Origin of the sequence: Micromonospora sp. NPDC049679, assembly GCF_040659735.1 — a bacterium.
In the GTDB taxonomy this organism is placed as follows: Bacteria; Actinomycetota; Actinomycetes; order Mycobacteriales; family Micromonosporaceae; genus Micromonospora_I.
This window is the reverse complement of the sequence record NZ_JBFANZ010000065.1, coordinates 1-15,591: the sequence shown is the minus strand read 5'-3', so window position 1 is coordinate 15,591 and position 15,591 is coordinate 1. Positions and strand designations below refer to the sequence as shown.

At 73.1% G+C, this 15,591-nt stretch carries 13 protein-coding genes and 1 pseudogene; 8 read left to right on the top strand and 6 right to left on the bottom strand.

Going from position 1 to position 15,591, the window contains the following annotated elements:
• A pseudogene (locus AB0J06_RS25380) lies at window positions 1–385 on the bottom strand (hypothetical protein); the annotation flags it as partial.
• A gap of 85 nt (window positions 386–470) precedes the next feature.
• Between AB0J06_RS25380 and AB0J06_RS25375 the strand changes: the two are divergent.
• Window positions 471–2,063 (top strand): WG repeat-containing protein, encoded by a 1,593-nt coding sequence (locus AB0J06_RS25375; protein WP_357432031.1) that lies wholly within the window; start codon window positions 471–473, stop codon window positions 2,061–2,063.
• 72 nt (window positions 2,064–2,135) lie between these two features.
• Entirely contained in the window at window positions 2,136–3,134 is a 999-nt protein-coding gene (locus tag AB0J06_RS25370; RefSeq protein ID WP_357432029.1) for an aldo/keto reductase family protein, read from the top strand.
• Window positions 3,135–3,245: 111 nt separating this feature from the next.
• On the opposite strand, the gene AB0J06_RS25365 is transcribed toward AB0J06_RS25370, so the two are convergent.
• Together AB0J06_RS25365 and AB0J06_RS25360 are read right to left on the bottom strand one after the other, a co-directional pair.
• Window positions 3,246–4,043, bottom strand: coding sequence for a site-2 protease family protein (locus AB0J06_RS25365; RefSeq protein WP_357432027.1), 798 nt, complete (start codon window positions 4,041–4,043; stop codon window positions 3,246–3,248).
• A 13-nt stretch (window positions 4,044–4,056) separates the two neighbouring features.
• Window positions 4,057–4,254, bottom strand: coding sequence for a hypothetical protein (locus tag AB0J06_RS25360; protein WP_357432025.1), 198 nt, complete (start codon window positions 4,252–4,254; stop codon window positions 4,057–4,059).
• Between the two features lie 247 nt (window positions 4,255–4,501).
• On the opposite strand from AB0J06_RS25360, the gene AB0J06_RS25355 reads away from it, so the two are divergent.
• The 3 genes from AB0J06_RS25355 (at window position 4,502) to AB0J06_RS25345 (ending at window position 8,439) form a co-directional block, all read left to right on the top strand.
• Window positions 4,502–6,325, top strand: coding sequence for a bifunctional adenosylcobinamide kinase/adenosylcobinamide-phosphate guanylyltransferase (locus AB0J06_RS25355; RefSeq protein WP_357432024.1), 1,824 nt, complete (start codon window positions 4,502–4,504; stop codon window positions 6,323–6,325).
• A complete protein-coding gene (gene cobS, locus AB0J06_RS25350) occupies window positions 6,318–7,091 on the top strand; it encodes an adenosylcobinamide-GDP ribazoletransferase (protein ID WP_357432022.1) in 774 nt (257 codons plus the stop codon). The genes AB0J06_RS25355 and cobS overlap by 8 nt, the downstream gene beginning before the upstream one ends.
• Before the next feature lie 70 nt (window positions 7,092–7,161).
• On the top strand, window positions 7,162–8,439 hold the full coding sequence (locus tag AB0J06_RS25345) for a DUF2314 domain-containing protein (RefSeq protein ID WP_357432020.1): 1,278 nt from the start codon (window positions 7,162–7,164) through the stop codon (window positions 8,437–8,439).
• Here the strand turns inward: AB0J06_RS25345 and AB0J06_RS25340 are convergent.
• Together AB0J06_RS25340 and gcvT are read right to left on the bottom strand one after the other, a co-directional pair.
• Complete coding sequence (locus AB0J06_RS25340) at window positions 8,436–8,789, bottom strand: MmcQ/YjbR family DNA-binding protein (RefSeq protein ID WP_357432018.1); 354 nt, start codon at window positions 8,787–8,789, stop codon at window positions 8,436–8,438. The genes AB0J06_RS25345 and AB0J06_RS25340 overlap by 4 nt on opposite strands.
• A gap of 9 nt (window positions 8,790–8,798) precedes the next feature.
• Window positions 8,799–9,932, bottom strand: coding sequence for a glycine cleavage system aminomethyltransferase GcvT (gcvT, locus tag AB0J06_RS25335; protein ID WP_357432016.1), 1,134 nt, complete (start codon window positions 9,930–9,932; stop codon window positions 8,799–8,801).
• 139 nt (window positions 9,933–10,071) lie between these two features.
• Here gcvT and AB0J06_RS25330 point away from each other — a divergent pair, with 139 nt between their 5' ends.
• Window positions 10,072–11,646 carry a leucyl aminopeptidase gene (locus AB0J06_RS25330; protein WP_357432014.1) on the top strand — a complete coding sequence of 525 codons (1,575 nt, stop codon included), beginning with the start codon at window positions 10,072–10,074 and terminating at the stop codon, window positions 11,644–11,646.
• 69 nt (window positions 11,647–11,715) lie between these two features.
• Here the strand turns inward: AB0J06_RS25330 and AB0J06_RS25325 are convergent, their stop codons facing one another.
• Window positions 11,716–12,039, bottom strand: coding sequence for a hypothetical protein (locus AB0J06_RS25325; RefSeq protein WP_357432013.1), 324 nt, complete (start codon window positions 12,037–12,039; stop codon window positions 11,716–11,718).
• Window positions 12,040–12,169: 130 nt separating this feature from the next.
• On the opposite strand from AB0J06_RS25325, the gene lpdA reads away from it, so the two are divergent.
• Both lpdA and sucB read left to right on the top strand, forming a co-directional pair.
• Window positions 12,170–13,603 (top strand): dihydrolipoyl dehydrogenase, encoded by a 1,434-nt coding sequence (gene lpdA / locus AB0J06_RS25320; RefSeq protein ID WP_357432033.1) that lies wholly within the window; start codon window positions 12,170–12,172, stop codon window positions 13,601–13,603.
• Between the two features lie 69 nt (window positions 13,604–13,672).
• Window positions 13,673–15,487, top strand: a complete 1,815-nt coding sequence (gene sucB / locus AB0J06_RS25315; protein WP_357432011.1) for a 2-oxoglutarate dehydrogenase, E2 component, dihydrolipoamide succinyltransferase — start codon at window positions 13,673–13,675, stop codon at window positions 15,485–15,487.
• Window positions 15,488–15,591 lie beyond the last annotated feature (104 nt).

Here is a 15,591-nt window from a genome sequence, read left to right as displayed (position 1 = left end):
TCACGGGACCACCGGCCTCGGTCTCCGCGCCGCCGGTGCACGCCGACGCCCCCGCCACCGCTCCGGTGTCCGGGCCGCCGGCACCGGTCTCCGGGCCGCCGGCACCGGTCGCCGGGCCGCCAGCACCGGCTTCCGGCTCACCAGCACCCGTGTCCGCGCCACCGGCACCGGTCTCCGGGCCGCCAGCACCGGCTTCCGGCTCACCAGCACCCGTGTCCGCGCCACCGGCACCGGTTTCCGCGCCACCGATGCGTGTTTCCGCGCCGCCGGCCGCTGGCGCATCGCTGTCCGGGCCACCCGCACCGACACCGACGGCACCGACCTCAGCTCCGCCGGCCGTGACACCGCCGGCCGTGACACCGTCGGCCGCCACGCGACCCGCCACCAGAGCTCCTGCCCCCGACGAGCTCGATCCGCCGGCCGCCGGCGCGCCCGTGTCGGCGCCGCCCATATCCGCCGCGCCCGTATCCGTGCCGCCGGCAACCACGCCGCCGCTCTCCACGCCGGCGTCGGAGCCGGTCTCCGCTCCCCCGGCCACACCCGACCAGCGGGTCTCCGCCCACCCCGCCGACGCGGCACCCGGCTCACCGGTCGCCGAGGCGAGCCCGGACACCGTGCTGCCCGTACCCGACGGGGCCGCGGCCGGCGCGGCGACCGCGCTCGGGGCGCCCACGATGCTGGCGCCGATCGTCCGCCCCGGCGGGCCGGAGAACGCGAGCTCCGCGCCGCCCGAGGCGGCTCCGGCCGAGCCGCCGGCGGCCGACCCCGAGCAGGTGCTCTCGTCGTACCAGTGGCGGTTCCACCACGAGACGCTCCGCGAGCTGGTCGAAGACCCCGACGAGCTGCGGGCCATCCGGGACCGGCTGACCGAGAAGCTGGAACCGGCCACGGACAACCGCACCCGCGCCCGGCTGCTCAGCCTGCGGGCCGTGGTCTCCCGGATCCTCGGCGACCTGGGCAAGGCGCACGCCGACGGCAAGCTGGCGTTGGCGCACGCGGAGGCCACCGGCGAGTTGCGGCGCATCGCGATCGCGCAGGCCCGGCTCGCGCATGTGCTGCAGTGGCGCGGCGACTTCGCCGAAGCCGACCAGCTCTTCGCGGAGGCCAATTCCTCCGAGCTGCCCGACCGGTTGCGCGCGACGATGCACGAGCACGCCGGACGATCCTGCTACGACCAGGGGCGCTACATCGAGGCGTGCAACCACTTCGAGCGCGCGCTGGAGCTGCGCAAGGTCGAGGACCCGGATCTGATCGCCCGCACCGAGCTGGCGCTCGACGCGGTGCTGACGAAGGTCGCGCAGGGCGGCTGGGGGCCGTACCCGCGCAGTAGCGACGAGATTCTGCAGCTGCACCGGCCGCCGGTGCCGCGGTTCAGCGAGCGGGTGCAGCGGTGGGGCTACGCCGACACCGAGGGCGAGCTGGCCATCGCGCCGAGCTACGCCGACGCGCAGCCGTTCCGCGACGGGGTGGCCTGGGTACGCCGCCCGGAGGCGGATACCTGGGAGCTGATCGACGAGACCGGAGAGCTGCTGATCGGCGCCTCGGCGGGCTACCTCGGCGTCGGGTCGTTCTCGGACGGGCTGGCCTGGGTGTCGCGGGACGGCGCCGGCTCCTGGCTCGCCATCGACAAGACCAACAAGGTCGTCATCCCGGCCGGGTTCGAGGACGTCCGCCCGTTCCGTCGCGGGGTCGCCGCAGTGCGCCGGGGCGGGTGGGGCGCGGTCGACAAGTCGGGTCGCGTCGTGCTGCCGACCCGGTACGCCGGCTTCACCACCGCGCTGACCGACGGTCGGTACGTGGACGGGTTCACCGACGAGGGCCTGGCGATCGTGGAGGCCGGTGGGCGCAAGGGCGTCGTCGATCGCGGCGGACGGGTGATCGTGCCGCCGGCGCATCCGGCGCTGGTCATCCATCCGGTGGCGTTCCTGATCGGCAACGGCGCGGGTCAGTGGGGTGCGCTGGACCGTCGCGGAGAGCCACTGATCGACATGGCGCACCCGAGCCGGGCCGACGTGATGGACGAGATCGACCGGCTGCTGGCGGACACCAAGCCCGTGCTGTGATCTTTCTTCCGTCTGCGTCGTGCGCCGGCGGTCACCGAACGGGCTCCATCCCGGGCCACTAGGGTTGACGGCATGGAATTCCGACACCTTGGCCGCTCCGGCATGCTCGTGAGCGAGATTTCGTACGGAAACTGGATCACGCACGGCTCGCAGGTCGAGGAGGACGCGGCGACGGCCTGCGTGCGCGCCGCCCTCGATTCCGGGATCACCACGTTCGACACCGCCGATGTCTACGCGGGCACGCGCGCGGAGGCGGTTCTGGGCCGGGCGTTGAAGGGCGAGCGCCGCGAGGGGCTGGAGATCTTCACGAAGGTCTACTGGCCGACCGGCGAGGGCCCCAACGACCGCGGGCTGTCCCGCAAGCACATCATGGAGTCGATCAACGGTTCGCTGCAGCGGCTGCAGACCGATTACGTCGACCTCTACCAGGCCCACCGCTATGACTACGCGACGCCGCTGGAGGAGACGATGGAGGCGTTCGCCGACATCGTGCACTCCGGCAAGGCGCACTACATCGGTGTCTCGGAGTGGAAGGCGTCGCAGATCCGCGAGGCGCACGCCCTGGCCCGCGAGCTGAAGATCCGCCTGGTCTCCAGCCAGCCGCAGTATTCGATGCTGTGGCGGGTCATCGAGTCCGAGGTGATCCCCACCTGCGAGGAGCTGGGCATCGGCCAGATCGTCTGGTCACCGATGGCCCAGGGCGTGCTCACCGGCAAGTACCTGCCGGGCCAGGCGCCGCCGGCGGGCTCCCGCGCCACCGACGAGAAGTCGGGCGCGGCCATGATCTCCCGGTGGATGACCGACGAGGTGCTCGGCACCGTGCAGCGGCTCAAGCCCCTCGCCGAGCAGGCCGGGCTCAGCATGGGTCAGCTCGCCATCGCCTGGGTGCTGCAGAACCCCAACGTCTCCTCGGCGATTGTCGGCGCCTCCCGCCCGGAGCAGGTGCACGACAACGTCAAGGCGGCCGGGGTGAAGCTGGACGCGGCTCTGATCAAGGCGATCGACGAGGTTCTCGACCCGATCACGGAGCGCGACGCGGCGAAGACCGAGAGCCCGAAGCAGCGCCCGTAGTACGCATGAGGCGTCACACCACGTCGATCAAGGGCTTGTCCACCCGGACAAGCCCTTGATCGACGGACAGTCCCGGGTCGCCGGGAGGCCGGACCGAGCCGGCCAACGCCGTCAGCTCGACCAGAACCGGATGAGCTGCAGCCCGTAGCTGTAGAGCGGCGCCGGCAGCCCGATCGCATCGCCGACCGCGAACACCGCGCCGAAGAACCAGCCGCCGATCCGCGGGTTCCACAACAGGGCGAAGAGCAGGATGAAGCCGTACGGCGCGAGGATGTCGTACCCGCGCCGCCACTGCGGAGACAGCCACGGCTGGATCATGTTGCCGCCGTCGAGGCCGGGCACCGGCAACAGGTTGAGCACGCTCGCGGTGAGCTGCAGGAAACCCAGCAGTGCGACCCCGGCCCAGAACTCCGGCCGGGCGGTCGTGTCCACGCCGATCGCGAACGGCACCACCAGCAGCAGCGCGAAGAACACGTTGACCGCGGGTCCGGAGAGACTCACCAGACTGTGCCGTAGCCGTCCGGGAATGTGGTGTCGGTCGACCCAGACAGCGCCACCGGGAAGGCCGATGCCGCCGAGTAGGACCGCGACCACCGGCAGCACGATCGACAGCAGCGGATTGCTGTACTTGAGTGGGTTGAGCGTCAGGTAGCCCCGGTGGGCCACCCCGACGTCACCGGCGCGGAAGGCGACGATCGCGTGCGCGTACTCGTGGAGGCAGAGCGAGACGAGCCAGCCGGAGACGACGAACAGGAAGATGTCGAACCGCACGTTGCCGAAACCGACCCACGCCATCGCCCCGCTGGCCACGAAGAGCGCGACCAGCGCGAGAAAGATCGGGCTGGGCCGGAACGCCTCGCGCGGCACCCCGAGCACGAGGCGGTCGCGCCCGGGTCGATCCCAGGTCACTCGGGGCCCCGGCTCACTCGGCGGCCAGCAGGCTCATCTTGTATTCCTCGCGATCGTCCTCGACGAGCGCGACCGAGGTGACTCCCGCGGACGCGAGGTCGCGCCAGGTCTGCCCGATCCAGGACTCGGCGTCGGCCTGGCTGCCGAACGTCTCGGCCGGACCGGTCACGGCCTGACCGTCCGTGCTCTCGTACCGCCAGCTCCACGGCATGTCGCAGCTCCCCTCGGCAATGGACCTTCGTCAGCCTAGTCGGCGCGCTCCGCCGAACGCTCACTCGCACGCCGTGCCACAACGCCGGCGCGTGCGTGCTCGCGAAGACTCCGGCCGGCTATGACGCGCCGAACTCTTCGCGATCACCGGCATCGAGGCGGGTCAGCCGCGACGTGTCGGGCGGTCCCCACCGGCGCCGGTCGGACCTGTCAGCGAAAACCCGCCGTGTTGGATCTAAGGTACGGGCATGTCCGTTGACGGGTGGAACAGGATTCTCGTGCTCGGCGGGATCCGATCCGGCAAGTCCGAGTACGCCGAATCGCTGGTCAGCGCGGCGCCCACGGTCCGATATGTGGCTACGTCCCCCGGCTACGAGGACGACCCGGAGTGGCAGGCGCGGATCGAGACACACCGCGGGCGCCGGCCGGGGAGCTGGACGACCGAGGAGGTCGGGACGGACCCGTCCCAGCTCGCCGAGGTGATCTCCGCTGCGAAGCCGGACGAGACGCTCCTCGTTGACGACCTCGGCGGCTGGGTGAGCGTGCTGCTCGACCCGGTCCACCAGCCGGCCGACGATACCGCCACGGTCGACGAACTGGCCGCCGCGATCCGCGGGTGCGCGGCCCGCCTGGTGCTGGTCGCACCCGAGGTGGGGCTCTCGCTGGTGCCGGCCACCCCGGTCGGGCGGGCGTTCGCCGACGCGCTCGGCTCGACCAACCAGGCGGTGGCGCGCGAATGTGACGCGGTCGTGCTGGTCGTCGCCGGACAACCGACCTGGCTCAAGCCCGCCGCGACCGTCACCACGGTCGCCGGCGCGACCGCCGAGCGGGCCCCCGCCAGCCCCGACGGCGTCGCCGACGACCAGACCATCCCCTCGCCGCAGGTGCTCACCCCAGCCGCCGCCGCGCAGCGCCCGGTCCCGGCCACCCCGCCGGACGACGCGTTCGACTCGGCGACGATGCAGCTCCCCATCGTCGAGACCGGCCTGGTGATCCAGCCCGGCATGGATCTGCCGATGCCCGACGAGCTCGCCGCGCGGTCGGCCCGCGACCGACTCGCCACCCTCGACGTCCCCGGCGCGGGGCTGGGCAACCTCGAACAACTGGTGGCGTTCGCGGCCGGCACGCAGGGCGCGACCATCCCCGCGCCGTGGCGCTCGGTACGGGTCCTGCTGCTGCACGGAGACCACGAGGGCGGCGTGGCGGCCGGCGCGCTCGCGGGCGAGTCCGCGCGCCGGGCCAACCAGGCGCGCGCCGGCGACGGAGCGCTCGCCCGGCTCGCCGCCGAGGCGGGAGCGAGTCTGCAGGTGGTCCGCGCCCCGACCGCCGGCCCGATCGAGGACGGGCCCGCGCTGAGCGTCGAGGCCGTGGAAGCGGCGCTGCGTTACGGCTGGCGGCTGGCCGAGGAGGCGGCGGAGACCGGCGTGGACGCGATCGTGCTCGCCGCCTGCGGCGCCGGCGCCGAAGCGGCCGCGGCGGCGGTGCTCGCCGCGACGGCCGGCGCGGAGCCGGTCCGGGTGCTCGCCCGGGTGGTCACGTCCGGTGGAAACGTCGACGACAACGCGTGGATGACGCGCTGCGGCGCGGTCCGCGACGCGCTGCACCGCAGTCGCCGCGACCCGCGCGGGCCGAGGGAGATCCTCGCCGAATTGGGCGGCGGCGACATCGCGATCGCGACCGGGCTCCTGCTCGGCGCCACCGCGCGGCGGATCCCGGTGCTGCTCGACGGTCCGGTCGGGGTGGCGGCGGGGCTGGTCAGCCGCGAGTTCGCCGGGCAGGCCCGGCACTGGTGCCTGCTGCCGGACCACGGCGGGCAGCCCGGCGTGCGGCTCGCCTCCGACGTGCTGGGGCTCACGCCCCTTCTCGACCTGCGGATGAACCTCGGCGAGGGGGCCACCGCGCTCACCGCGCTGCCGCTGCTGCGGGCGACGCTGACCGTCGCGGCGGGCCTGCCCGAGTATCCCGTGCTGGCCGGCGACGCGGACGGCGCCGGGTCGGGGGAACGGTTCAGCGAACCGGAGCCGTCGGCCCCCGGCCCCACCGCGGTCCCCGACCCGACGCCCGGTGCCTGACGGGCGGTTGGTCGCCGGCGCCCGGCTCGCCGTCACGACCTTCACCGTTCTGCCGCTGCGCGCCGGTCGGGTGGACCGGCCGGCCGCCGCGGTGGCGATGTCGCTCGCGCCGCTCGCCGGGGCGCTGCTCGGCGTGGTGCTGGCCGCCGCACTGCTGGGCCTCACCGCCGCGGGCGCTCCCCCGCTGGTCGCCGGGGTCGCGGTGGTCGCACTGGGCGCGCTGCTCACCCGGGGACTGCACCTCGACGGATTGGCCGACACGGTGGACGCGCTCGGCTCGCACCGCTCCGGCGAGGCGGCCCTGCAGATCATGAAGAAGCCGGACGTCGGGCCCTTCGGCGTCGCCGCGCTCACCGTCGTACTCCTGCTCCAGGCCACGGCCCTCGCGGCGCTGCCGGCGCGGGGCTGGGCCGCGGCGCTCGCCGCGGTGGTCGCCGCGACCGCGGCGGGGCGGCTGGCGGTGAGCTGGGCGTGCCGGCGCGGCGTCCCGGCCGCCCGCCCGGACGGGCTGGGGGCGCTGGTCGCCGGCACGGTGCCGGCGTCGGTGCTCGCGGTGGCGACGGTCGCCGTCGCGGCCACGGCGTTCGCCGCGGCGCCGGGCCGTCCGTGGCAGGGGCCGGCCGCCGTGCTCGCCGCGCTCGCCGTCGCGGTGCTGCTGATCCCCCACGTGGTACGCCGCTTCGGCGGCATCACCGGCGACGTGCTCGGCGCCGCCGTCGAAGTCACCACGACGGTGGCGTATCTGGGTCTGATCCTCGGCAGGTAGCGCGAGTCTCCGCGCCACCGGTAGTAGCGTTCGACAGGCAGCACCAGTGCGGTCGAGCGGGGGGCGGGCCATGGCCATCACGGACGACTTCCTTCCCGTTCCCGTGCCGGAGTCGCTGTCGGCGACCTACCTGGTGCCGACCGCGCGCGGATCGGGCGCCAAGCCGGCGGAGGCGGTGGCGGCGCTCGGCGAGCGGCTCAGCGACCCGGTCAGCGACCTCGCCCTGCAGATGATCGACAGTCCGCTGATGACGGTCGACACCCGGCCGGTGTCACAGTTTCCCGAGCTGCCGCCCGACCTGCTCGCGGCGTTCGGCGCCACCCCGCCGCAGCTCGAGCAGCTCCGCGCCGCCACCGAACTGGTGGTCGTGCAGGCCGGCTACCGGGCGGGTTGGCCGCCGGTGCACGAGTGGTCGGCGCGCGCCGTGGCCACGGCGATCGCCGAATCCCTCGACGGCGACCTGATCGACGTCTTCGGTCTGCAGTTCCTCGACCCGGGCACCGCGCTGCGTTCGCTCCCCGACAACGACGGGCGGGTCCGGCTCGTCGACTGGATCCTGGTGCCCTACTCGCCGACCGAGAACGGACTCTGGTTCACCACGAAAGGGCTGCGCCGTTTCGGCCTGCTCGAACTGCAGGCCCAGGAGGTGCCCACCCAGTTCATCCGCGCGTGGGGCGCGATCATGACCGGCGCCGCCCGGCGTCTGCTACGCATCTGGACCGAGTCCCTCGCCGAGCAGGACCTCCCCGCCTTCGTCCAGCTGCCGATGGAGACGACCGTGACCAGCCACGACATCGCGGTGGCGTACGGCAACCCCGAGAAGCACGAATCCGCGGGCTCGGCCGTGCTCCGCCTCGACCTCGACCCGGCGACCGACCCGGACGCCGACTCGTTCCTCACGCTGCTGCCGCCCGCCGCCGAGCCCGCCCCGCCGGCCGTCTACTTCGCGCAGATCTGCACCCGCCTCTTCGGCACCGGGCAGACGGAGATCCACTACGCCCGGCCGAGCGACGCCATGGCCCGCGCCGTCGAAAAGGCCCGCAGCTCGCTGGCGGCCGCCCGGGCCCGTTTCCTCGCCGGCGACATACCGCCCGGCGTGCAGCTCGTCGTCAAGTACGGGCTCGCGACCGACGAGGGCCAGGAATACGTCTGGGCGAGCGTGACCTCGTGGTCCAGCCCGGCACGGATCGTCGCGACGAGCACCAGCGACGCGGCGTCGGACCCGACCGTACGGGTCGGCACGCCGGTCGTCATCGAGACCGTCGACGTGGTCGACTGGGCGCTGCTGGACGGACGGGGCGTGATCGAGGGCGGGTGGACGCAGGCGGTCCTCGACGAGCGCGCCTAGCGCGTTCCGGCGTCGTACTCCTTGACCAGCTTCTTCGGGGCCGTCCGCCGCCACGCCTCCACGACGAGCTCACGCAGCTCGTCCGGATCGACGTCGGCGAGCTGGACCTGCACCCAGCCGAAGCGCCCCACGTACGCCGCGACCGAGTAGGTCTCCGGGGCGGCCGCGATCAGCTCCGCCTGCTCCTCTGTGGACGCCTTCACCGTCATCGACGGCGAGTCCGGCGCCCCGGAGGCGAACATCTTGCTGCCGACCCGGAAGGTCGGATGCCCCCACTCCTCCACCATCACCTCGGCGCCGCCGGGGAGCGCGAGCACCCACTCCCGCACCTGTGCGTAGGTCACCGCCACGCGCGGAGGCTACTTCACCGACGGCGTGACGAACGGCGGCTTGACCACCCGCATCGCCGAGCGGCGGCCCCGCACATCGACCTCGACGGTCGATCCCTCGCCGAGGCCGGACGCGGTGTCGAGCAGGGCGAGCGCGATGCCGGCCTTGCGGGTCGGTGAGAACGTCCCGCTGGTCACCTCACCGACCACCGCATCGCCGGCGTAGACGGCCATGTGGCAGCGCGGGATGCCCCGGTCGATCGCCGCCAGGCCCCACAGCGTGCGCCGCGGTCCGGCGGCCTTCTCCGCGAGCAGCGCCTCGCGCCCCCAGAACGCCGGCTTGCCCCAGCCCACCGCCCAGCCCAGCCGCGCCTGCACCGGGCTGATCTGCAGCGACAGGTCCTGACCGTGCAGCGGGTAGCCCATCTCGGTGCGCAGCGTGTCGCGCGCCGCCAGACCACAGGCCCGGATCCCCTCCGGCTCTCCCGCCGCCAGCAGCGCGTCCCAGACCGCGACCGCGTGGGCCGCGGGCACCACCAGCTCGTAGCCGTGCTCGCCGGTGTAGCCGGTGCGGCAGACCACGAGCGGCACGCCCGCTCCGGCGAGCTCGGCCTCCGCGAAGCTCATGTACGCGTGGTCGGTCGGCAGTCCGAGCGCGGCCAGCACGGCGGCGGAGCGCGGCCCCTGCACGGCGAGGACCGCGTACCCCTCATGTTCGTTGGTGACGGTGACCGACGGTGGCGCCGCCGCCTGCAGGCGGCGGACCACCTCGGCGGTGTTCGCCGCGTTGGGGATGAGGAAGACGTGGTCGTCGGCGTAGCGGTAGGCGATCACGTCGTCGAGCACGCCACCGGTCTCGTCGCAGCAGAGCGTGTACTGCGCCTTACCCGCCTCGATCCGCTCGAGGTCGTTGGTGAGGCAGGAGTTGACGAACTCGACCGCGCCGGCACCGGTGACCCGCGCCTTGCCCAGGTGCGAGACGTCGAAGACCCCGACCGCTTCCCGCACGGCCGTGTGCTCCTTGATGACCCCGCCGCCGGCGTACTCCAACGGCATGTCCCAGCCACCGAAGGCGGCGAACTTCGCGCCGAGCGCGGCGTGCCGCTCGTGCAGGGGTGAGCGGCGCAGCTGCTCGGCGGCGGCAGGCGTGGTCACGTCGGTCATGGGTCGCAACTTACCTGTGATCCACGCGGTGGCTAGCATCGGCGGGACACCACCCGATCCGGCAGGTAGGTTGCGCCGGAGACCATCATCGCCGGCGCGCACATCAGTGCGGCCGGCCAGGCCCGCCCGGAGACGCCGCGTGACATCGCCCATCACCACTCTCAGCCTGGTCGACACCGACCCCGCGGAGCTCCCCGTCGACGCCATCGTCATCGGTGTGCACAGCCAGAGCGGGGAGGTCGACGGCGCGGCGGGGTTCGCCTCGACGCTGCTGCTGGCTACCGGGGCGGAGAGCATCGCGGTCGCCTTCGACGGCAAGCTGACCGAGACGCTCGCGCTGCTCGGCGCGACCGGCGCCCCGGGCGAGGTCGTCAAGCTCGCGACGCTGGGCACGATCACCGCTCCGCTGGTCGCCGCGGTGGGGCTCGGCCCCGAGCCGACCGGCGCCGCGCCCGCGCCGGAGCCGCTGCGCCGGGCCGCCGGCGCCGCCGTCCGCGCGCTGGCCGGCTCGGCCACGGTGGCGCTGACCCTGCCGCTCCCCGATGACGAGGACATGCCGGCCGCGCTCCGCGCGGTGGCCGAGGGCGCGCTGCTGGGCGGCTACCGCTTCGCCGGCTACAAGACCCGGCCCCAGCCTTCGCGGCGCCCCGCGGTCGCTTCGGTCGCGGTGCACGTGCCGGACGCGGCGGACCAGACGGCGCAGACCGAAATCGCCCGCGCCGCGATCGTCGCCGGCGCGGTCGCCCACAGCCGCGACTGGGTCAACAGCGCCCCCAACGAGCTGCGCCCGCCGGCCTTCGCCGATGCGGTCGCCGCGGCGGCGCGCGACGCGGGGCTGACCGTGGAGGTCCTCGACGAGAAGGCGCTGGCGGCCGGCGGGTACGGCGGCATCATCGCGGTCGGCCAGGGCTCGGAGGCGCCGCCCCGGCTGGTCAAGCTCTCCTACACGCCTGCCGGTGGCGCCGGTTACGGCAAGCGTGTGGCGCTGGTGGGCAAGGGCATCACCTTCGACACCGGCGGTGTCTCGATCAAGCCCGCGCAGGGCATGTGGGAGATGAAGTCGGACATGGCCGGTGCGGCCGCCGTCGGTGCCGCGATGCTCGCCGTCGCCGAACTGAAGCCCGCAGTGGCGGTGACCGCCTACCTGCCGATGGCCGAGAACATGCCGTCGGGCGCGGCGTACCGCCCGGGTGACGTGGTCACCATGTTCAACGGCAAGCGGGTCGAGGTGCTCAACACCGACGCCGAGGGACGGATGATCCTCGGTGACGCGATGGCGCGGGCCTGCGCCGACGGCTGCGACTACCTCCTCGAGACCTCCACGTTGACCGGTGGGCAGGTCATCGCGCTCGGCAAGCGGATCGCCGGCGTGATGGGCACGTCCGAGCTCTGCGCGCGGGTGCAGACGGCCGGCGACACCGTCGGCGAGCCGGCCTGGCCGATGCCGCTGCCGGACGACGTACGCAAGGGCATGGAGTCCGAGGTCGCGGACATCTCGCAGGTGAACGCGGGCATGGATCGCGCCGGGCACATGCTGCAGGGCGGGGTGTTCCTGCGCGAGTTCGTCACCGACGACGTGTCGTGGGCGCACATCGACATCGCCGGGCCCGGCTACCACTCCGGCGAGCCGACGGGTTACTGGACCAAGGGCGGCACGGGCGTGCCCGTGCGTACGCTGCTCGAGCTGATCGACGACGTCGCCGCAAACGGCTGATCCGCCTCCGCGTCGATCACGGATCCGCCCGTCGGGCAGGTCCGTGATCGACGCCGACGGCGCCGCCCGTCAGCCGGCGGTCCGCTTACGCCGTTCGTTGAAGTCCCGCATCCGCTGCGGGTATCCGACGAGGCGCACGTCGTAGATCGGGATCGCCATCTTGTGCGCGAACCGCCGCGCCCCTTCCGGACTGTCGATCCGACGGCGGGTCCACTCGCCGTCGTGCGCAATGAGCATTACCGTCGTCTCGGTAACCGTCGTGCGCGGCTCGATGAACGCCTCGACGCCGCGGCGACTGCGGACAAACTCCTCAAGATGATCAAGATCTGCCCGATTTGCCAGCCGACCACCTGACGCCCCGCCCGACTGTCTCCGTCGACGAAACCACGCCACCCGCCGTCTCCTCCCCAGTACCACGGACGATTGCGGCAAGCGTACGTCTCGTCGACGTGTCGTTGGGCACCTCGATGCGCCAGATGGCTGTACAAGTGACAAGATGACCGAGGCGGGTCTGCCCATCTCTATGGGTCGACACCCTCGTAGCAACGACGCGACCTGGGAGAGAACTGTGAGTGAGCCGAACGGCGGGACCTTCGACGTCGTCATTCTCGGGGGCGGCAGCGGGGGTTACGCCGCCGCGCTCCGCGCCGCGCAACTCGATCTCTCCGTGGCGCTGATCGAGAAGGCCGAACTCGGCGGCACCTGCCTGCACCGCGGCTGCATCCCCACCAAGGCGCTCCTGCACGCCGCGGAGATCGCCGATCAGACCCGCGAGTCGGAGCAGTTCGGCATCAAGGCCGACCTGGTCGGCATCGACATGGCCGGGGTCAACAGCTACAAGGACGGCGTCGTCAGCCGGCTCTACAAGGGTCTCCAGGGCCTGGTCGGCTCCGCGAAGGTCACCTTCGTCGCCGGCGAGGGCAAGCTGGTCGCCCCGAACACGGTCGAGGCCAACGGCCAGCGCTACACCGGTCGCAACATCATCCTCGCCACCGGCTCCTACTCGCGTAGCCTGCCGGGGCTCGAGGTCGACGGTGAGCGGGTCATCGCCAGCGAGCACGCGCTCAAGCTCGACCGGGTGCCCTCCTCGGCGATCGTACTGGGCGGCGGCGTCATCGGCGTCGAGTTCGCCAGCGTCTGGAAGTCCTTCGGCGTCGACGTGACGATCATCGAGGCGCTGCCCCGGCTGGTGGCCGCGGAGGACGCGGAGTCGTCCAAGGCGCTCGAGCGGGCGTTCCGCAAGCGCGGCATCGCGTTCAAGACCGGCAAGCCCTTCGAGAAGGTCGAGCGGACGGACTCCGGCGTCAAGGTCACCATCGCCGGCGGCGAGACCGTCGAGGCCGAACTGCTGCTCGTCGCCGTGGGCCGCGGGCCGACGACCGCGAACCTCGGGTACGAAGAGCAGGGCGTCAAGATGGACCGCGGTTTCGTGCTGACCGACGAGCGGCTGCGCACCAGCGTTCCCAACGTCTTCGCCGTCGGCGACATCGTGCCCGGCCTGCAGCTCGCGCACCGCGGCTTCCAGCAGGGCATCTTCGTGGCTGAGGAGATCGCCGGCCTCAACCCCGCCATGATCGACGAGAGCGGCATCCCCCGGGTCACCTACTCCGACCCGGAGCTCGCCTCCGTCGGGCTCACCGAGGCCAAGGCCAAGGAGCAGTACGGCGCGGACAAGGTCACGACCTACAACTACAACCTCGGCGGTAACGGCAAGAGCCAGATCCTCAAGACCCAGGGCTTCGTGAAGCTGGTCCGGGTCGAGGACGGCCCGGTGGTCGGTGTTCACATGGTGGGCGCGCGGGTCGGCGAGCTGATCGGCGAGGCACAGCTGATCTACAACTGGGAGGCCTACCCGGCCGAGGTGGCGCAGCTGGTGCACGCCCACCCGTCCCAGAGCGAGGCGCTCGGCGAGGCGCACCTGGCCCTGGCCGGCAAGCCACTGCACGCGCACGCCTGAGCACGCATTTCCGCGGCTCGCCCGGTCGGCAGTCCGGGCGGGCTCCGCAACACGAAGGAGTCTTGAGAGATGCCGGTATCGGTAACCATGCCCCGGCTGGGCGAGAGCGTCACCGAGGGCACAGTCACCCGCTGGCTGAAGCAGGAGGGGGACCGGGTCGAGGCCGACGAGCCGCTGCTCGAGGTCTCGACCGACAAGGTCGACACCGAGATCCCCTCGCCAGCGGCCGGGGTACTGAGCCGGATCGTGGTCAGCGAGGACGAGACGGCCGAGGTCGGCAGCGAGCTCGCGGTCATCGCGGGTGAGGGCGAGTCGGCCGACGCGCCGGCCGAGCAGCCTGCGCAGGCCGCCGAGGCAGCCCCCGCCGAGGAACCCGCGCCGCAGCAGCAGGCGCAGGCCGAGCCCGCGCCGCAGGAGCAGGCGCAGGCAGAGCCGGCGCCGCAGCAGCAGGCCCAGCCGGCCGCGCAGGCCGGCGGGGACGCCACCGTCGTCCGGATGCCGGCGCTCGGCGAGAGCGTCACCGAGGGCACGGTGACCCGGTGGCTGAAGCAGGTCGGCGACACCATCGAGATGGATGAGCCGCTCCTCGAGGTCTCCACCGACAAGGTCGACACCGAGATCCCCTCCCCCGTCGCGGGCACTCTGCTCGAGATCAAGGTGGCCGAGGACGACACCGCCGCGGTCGGTGGGGAGCTGGCCGTGATCGGCGCGGCCGGTGGCGCACCGGCCGCCGCGCCGGCACCGGTCGAGGAGCCCACCGCGGGCGCGTCGCCCGCGACGCCGGCCCCGGCCGCCGAGAAGTCGGCGCAGCCGGCGCAGGCGGAGCGCGCGGCACAGCCGGCCCAGGCCGCTCCGGCCCCACAGGCCACCCCCGCCCCGCAGGCCGCCCCGGCCCCGCAGGCCGCCGCAGCCCCGCAGGCCGCCGCAGCTCCGCAGGCCGGCGGCGAGGACGCCGCGGGCTACGTGACCCCGCTGGTCCGCAAGCTCGCCAATGACAAGGGCGTCGACCTGTCGACCGTCAGCGGCACCGGCGTGGGCGGGCGCGTCCGCAAGCAGGACGTGCTCGACGCGGCCGAGAAGGCGCGCGCCGCCGCGGCGCGTACCGCTGCTCCGGCCCCCGCGGCCGCGGCTCCGGCCGCGAAGGCCCAGCCCAGCCCGCTGCGTGGTCGCACCGAGAAGATGACGCGCACCCGCGCCGTCATCGCCCGCCGGATGTACGAGTCGTTGCAGAGTTCGGCGCAGCTCACCACCGTCGTCGAGGTCGACGTCACGAAGATCGCCCGGCTGCGCCAGCAGGCCAAGAACGACTTCCAGGCCAAGCACGGCGTGAAGCTGTCGTTCCTGCCCTTCTTCGCGCTGGCCGCGATCGAGGCGCTCCGCAGCTACCCGGTGGTGAACGCCTTCATCGACATGGAGGCCGGCACGATCACCTACCCGGAGAACGAGCACCTCGGCATCGCCGTGGACACCGACAAGGGCCTGCTCGTGCCGGTGATCCGGGACGCGGGCGACCTCAACCTGGCCGGCCTCGCCCGCCGCATCGCCGACGTGGCGGAGCGGACCCGGACGAACAAGATCGGTCCGGACGAGCTCTCCGGGGCCACGTTCACGCTGACCAACACCGGCAGCCGCGGGGCGCTCTTCGACACCCCGATCGTCCCGTCGCCGCAGGCGGCGATCCTGGGCACCGGCGCGGTCGTCAAGCGGGCGGTCGTGGTCGACGACCCCGACCTCGGCGAGCTGATCGTGCCCCGGTCGATGGTCTACCTGGCGCTGTCGTACGACCACCGACTGGTCGACGGCGCCGACGCGGCCCGCTTCCTCAGTGCGCTGAAGGAGCGGCTGGAGGGCGGCAGCTTCGAGGCCGAGCTCGGCCTGGCCTGACGCCCAGCACGCGCTCGGAGGGGCGCGCCGGCAGCGACTTCGACCTGCTCGGTGAGGACCTGGACGCGACGGGCGTCGTGCGCCGCGGCCGGGTGGGCAGCGCG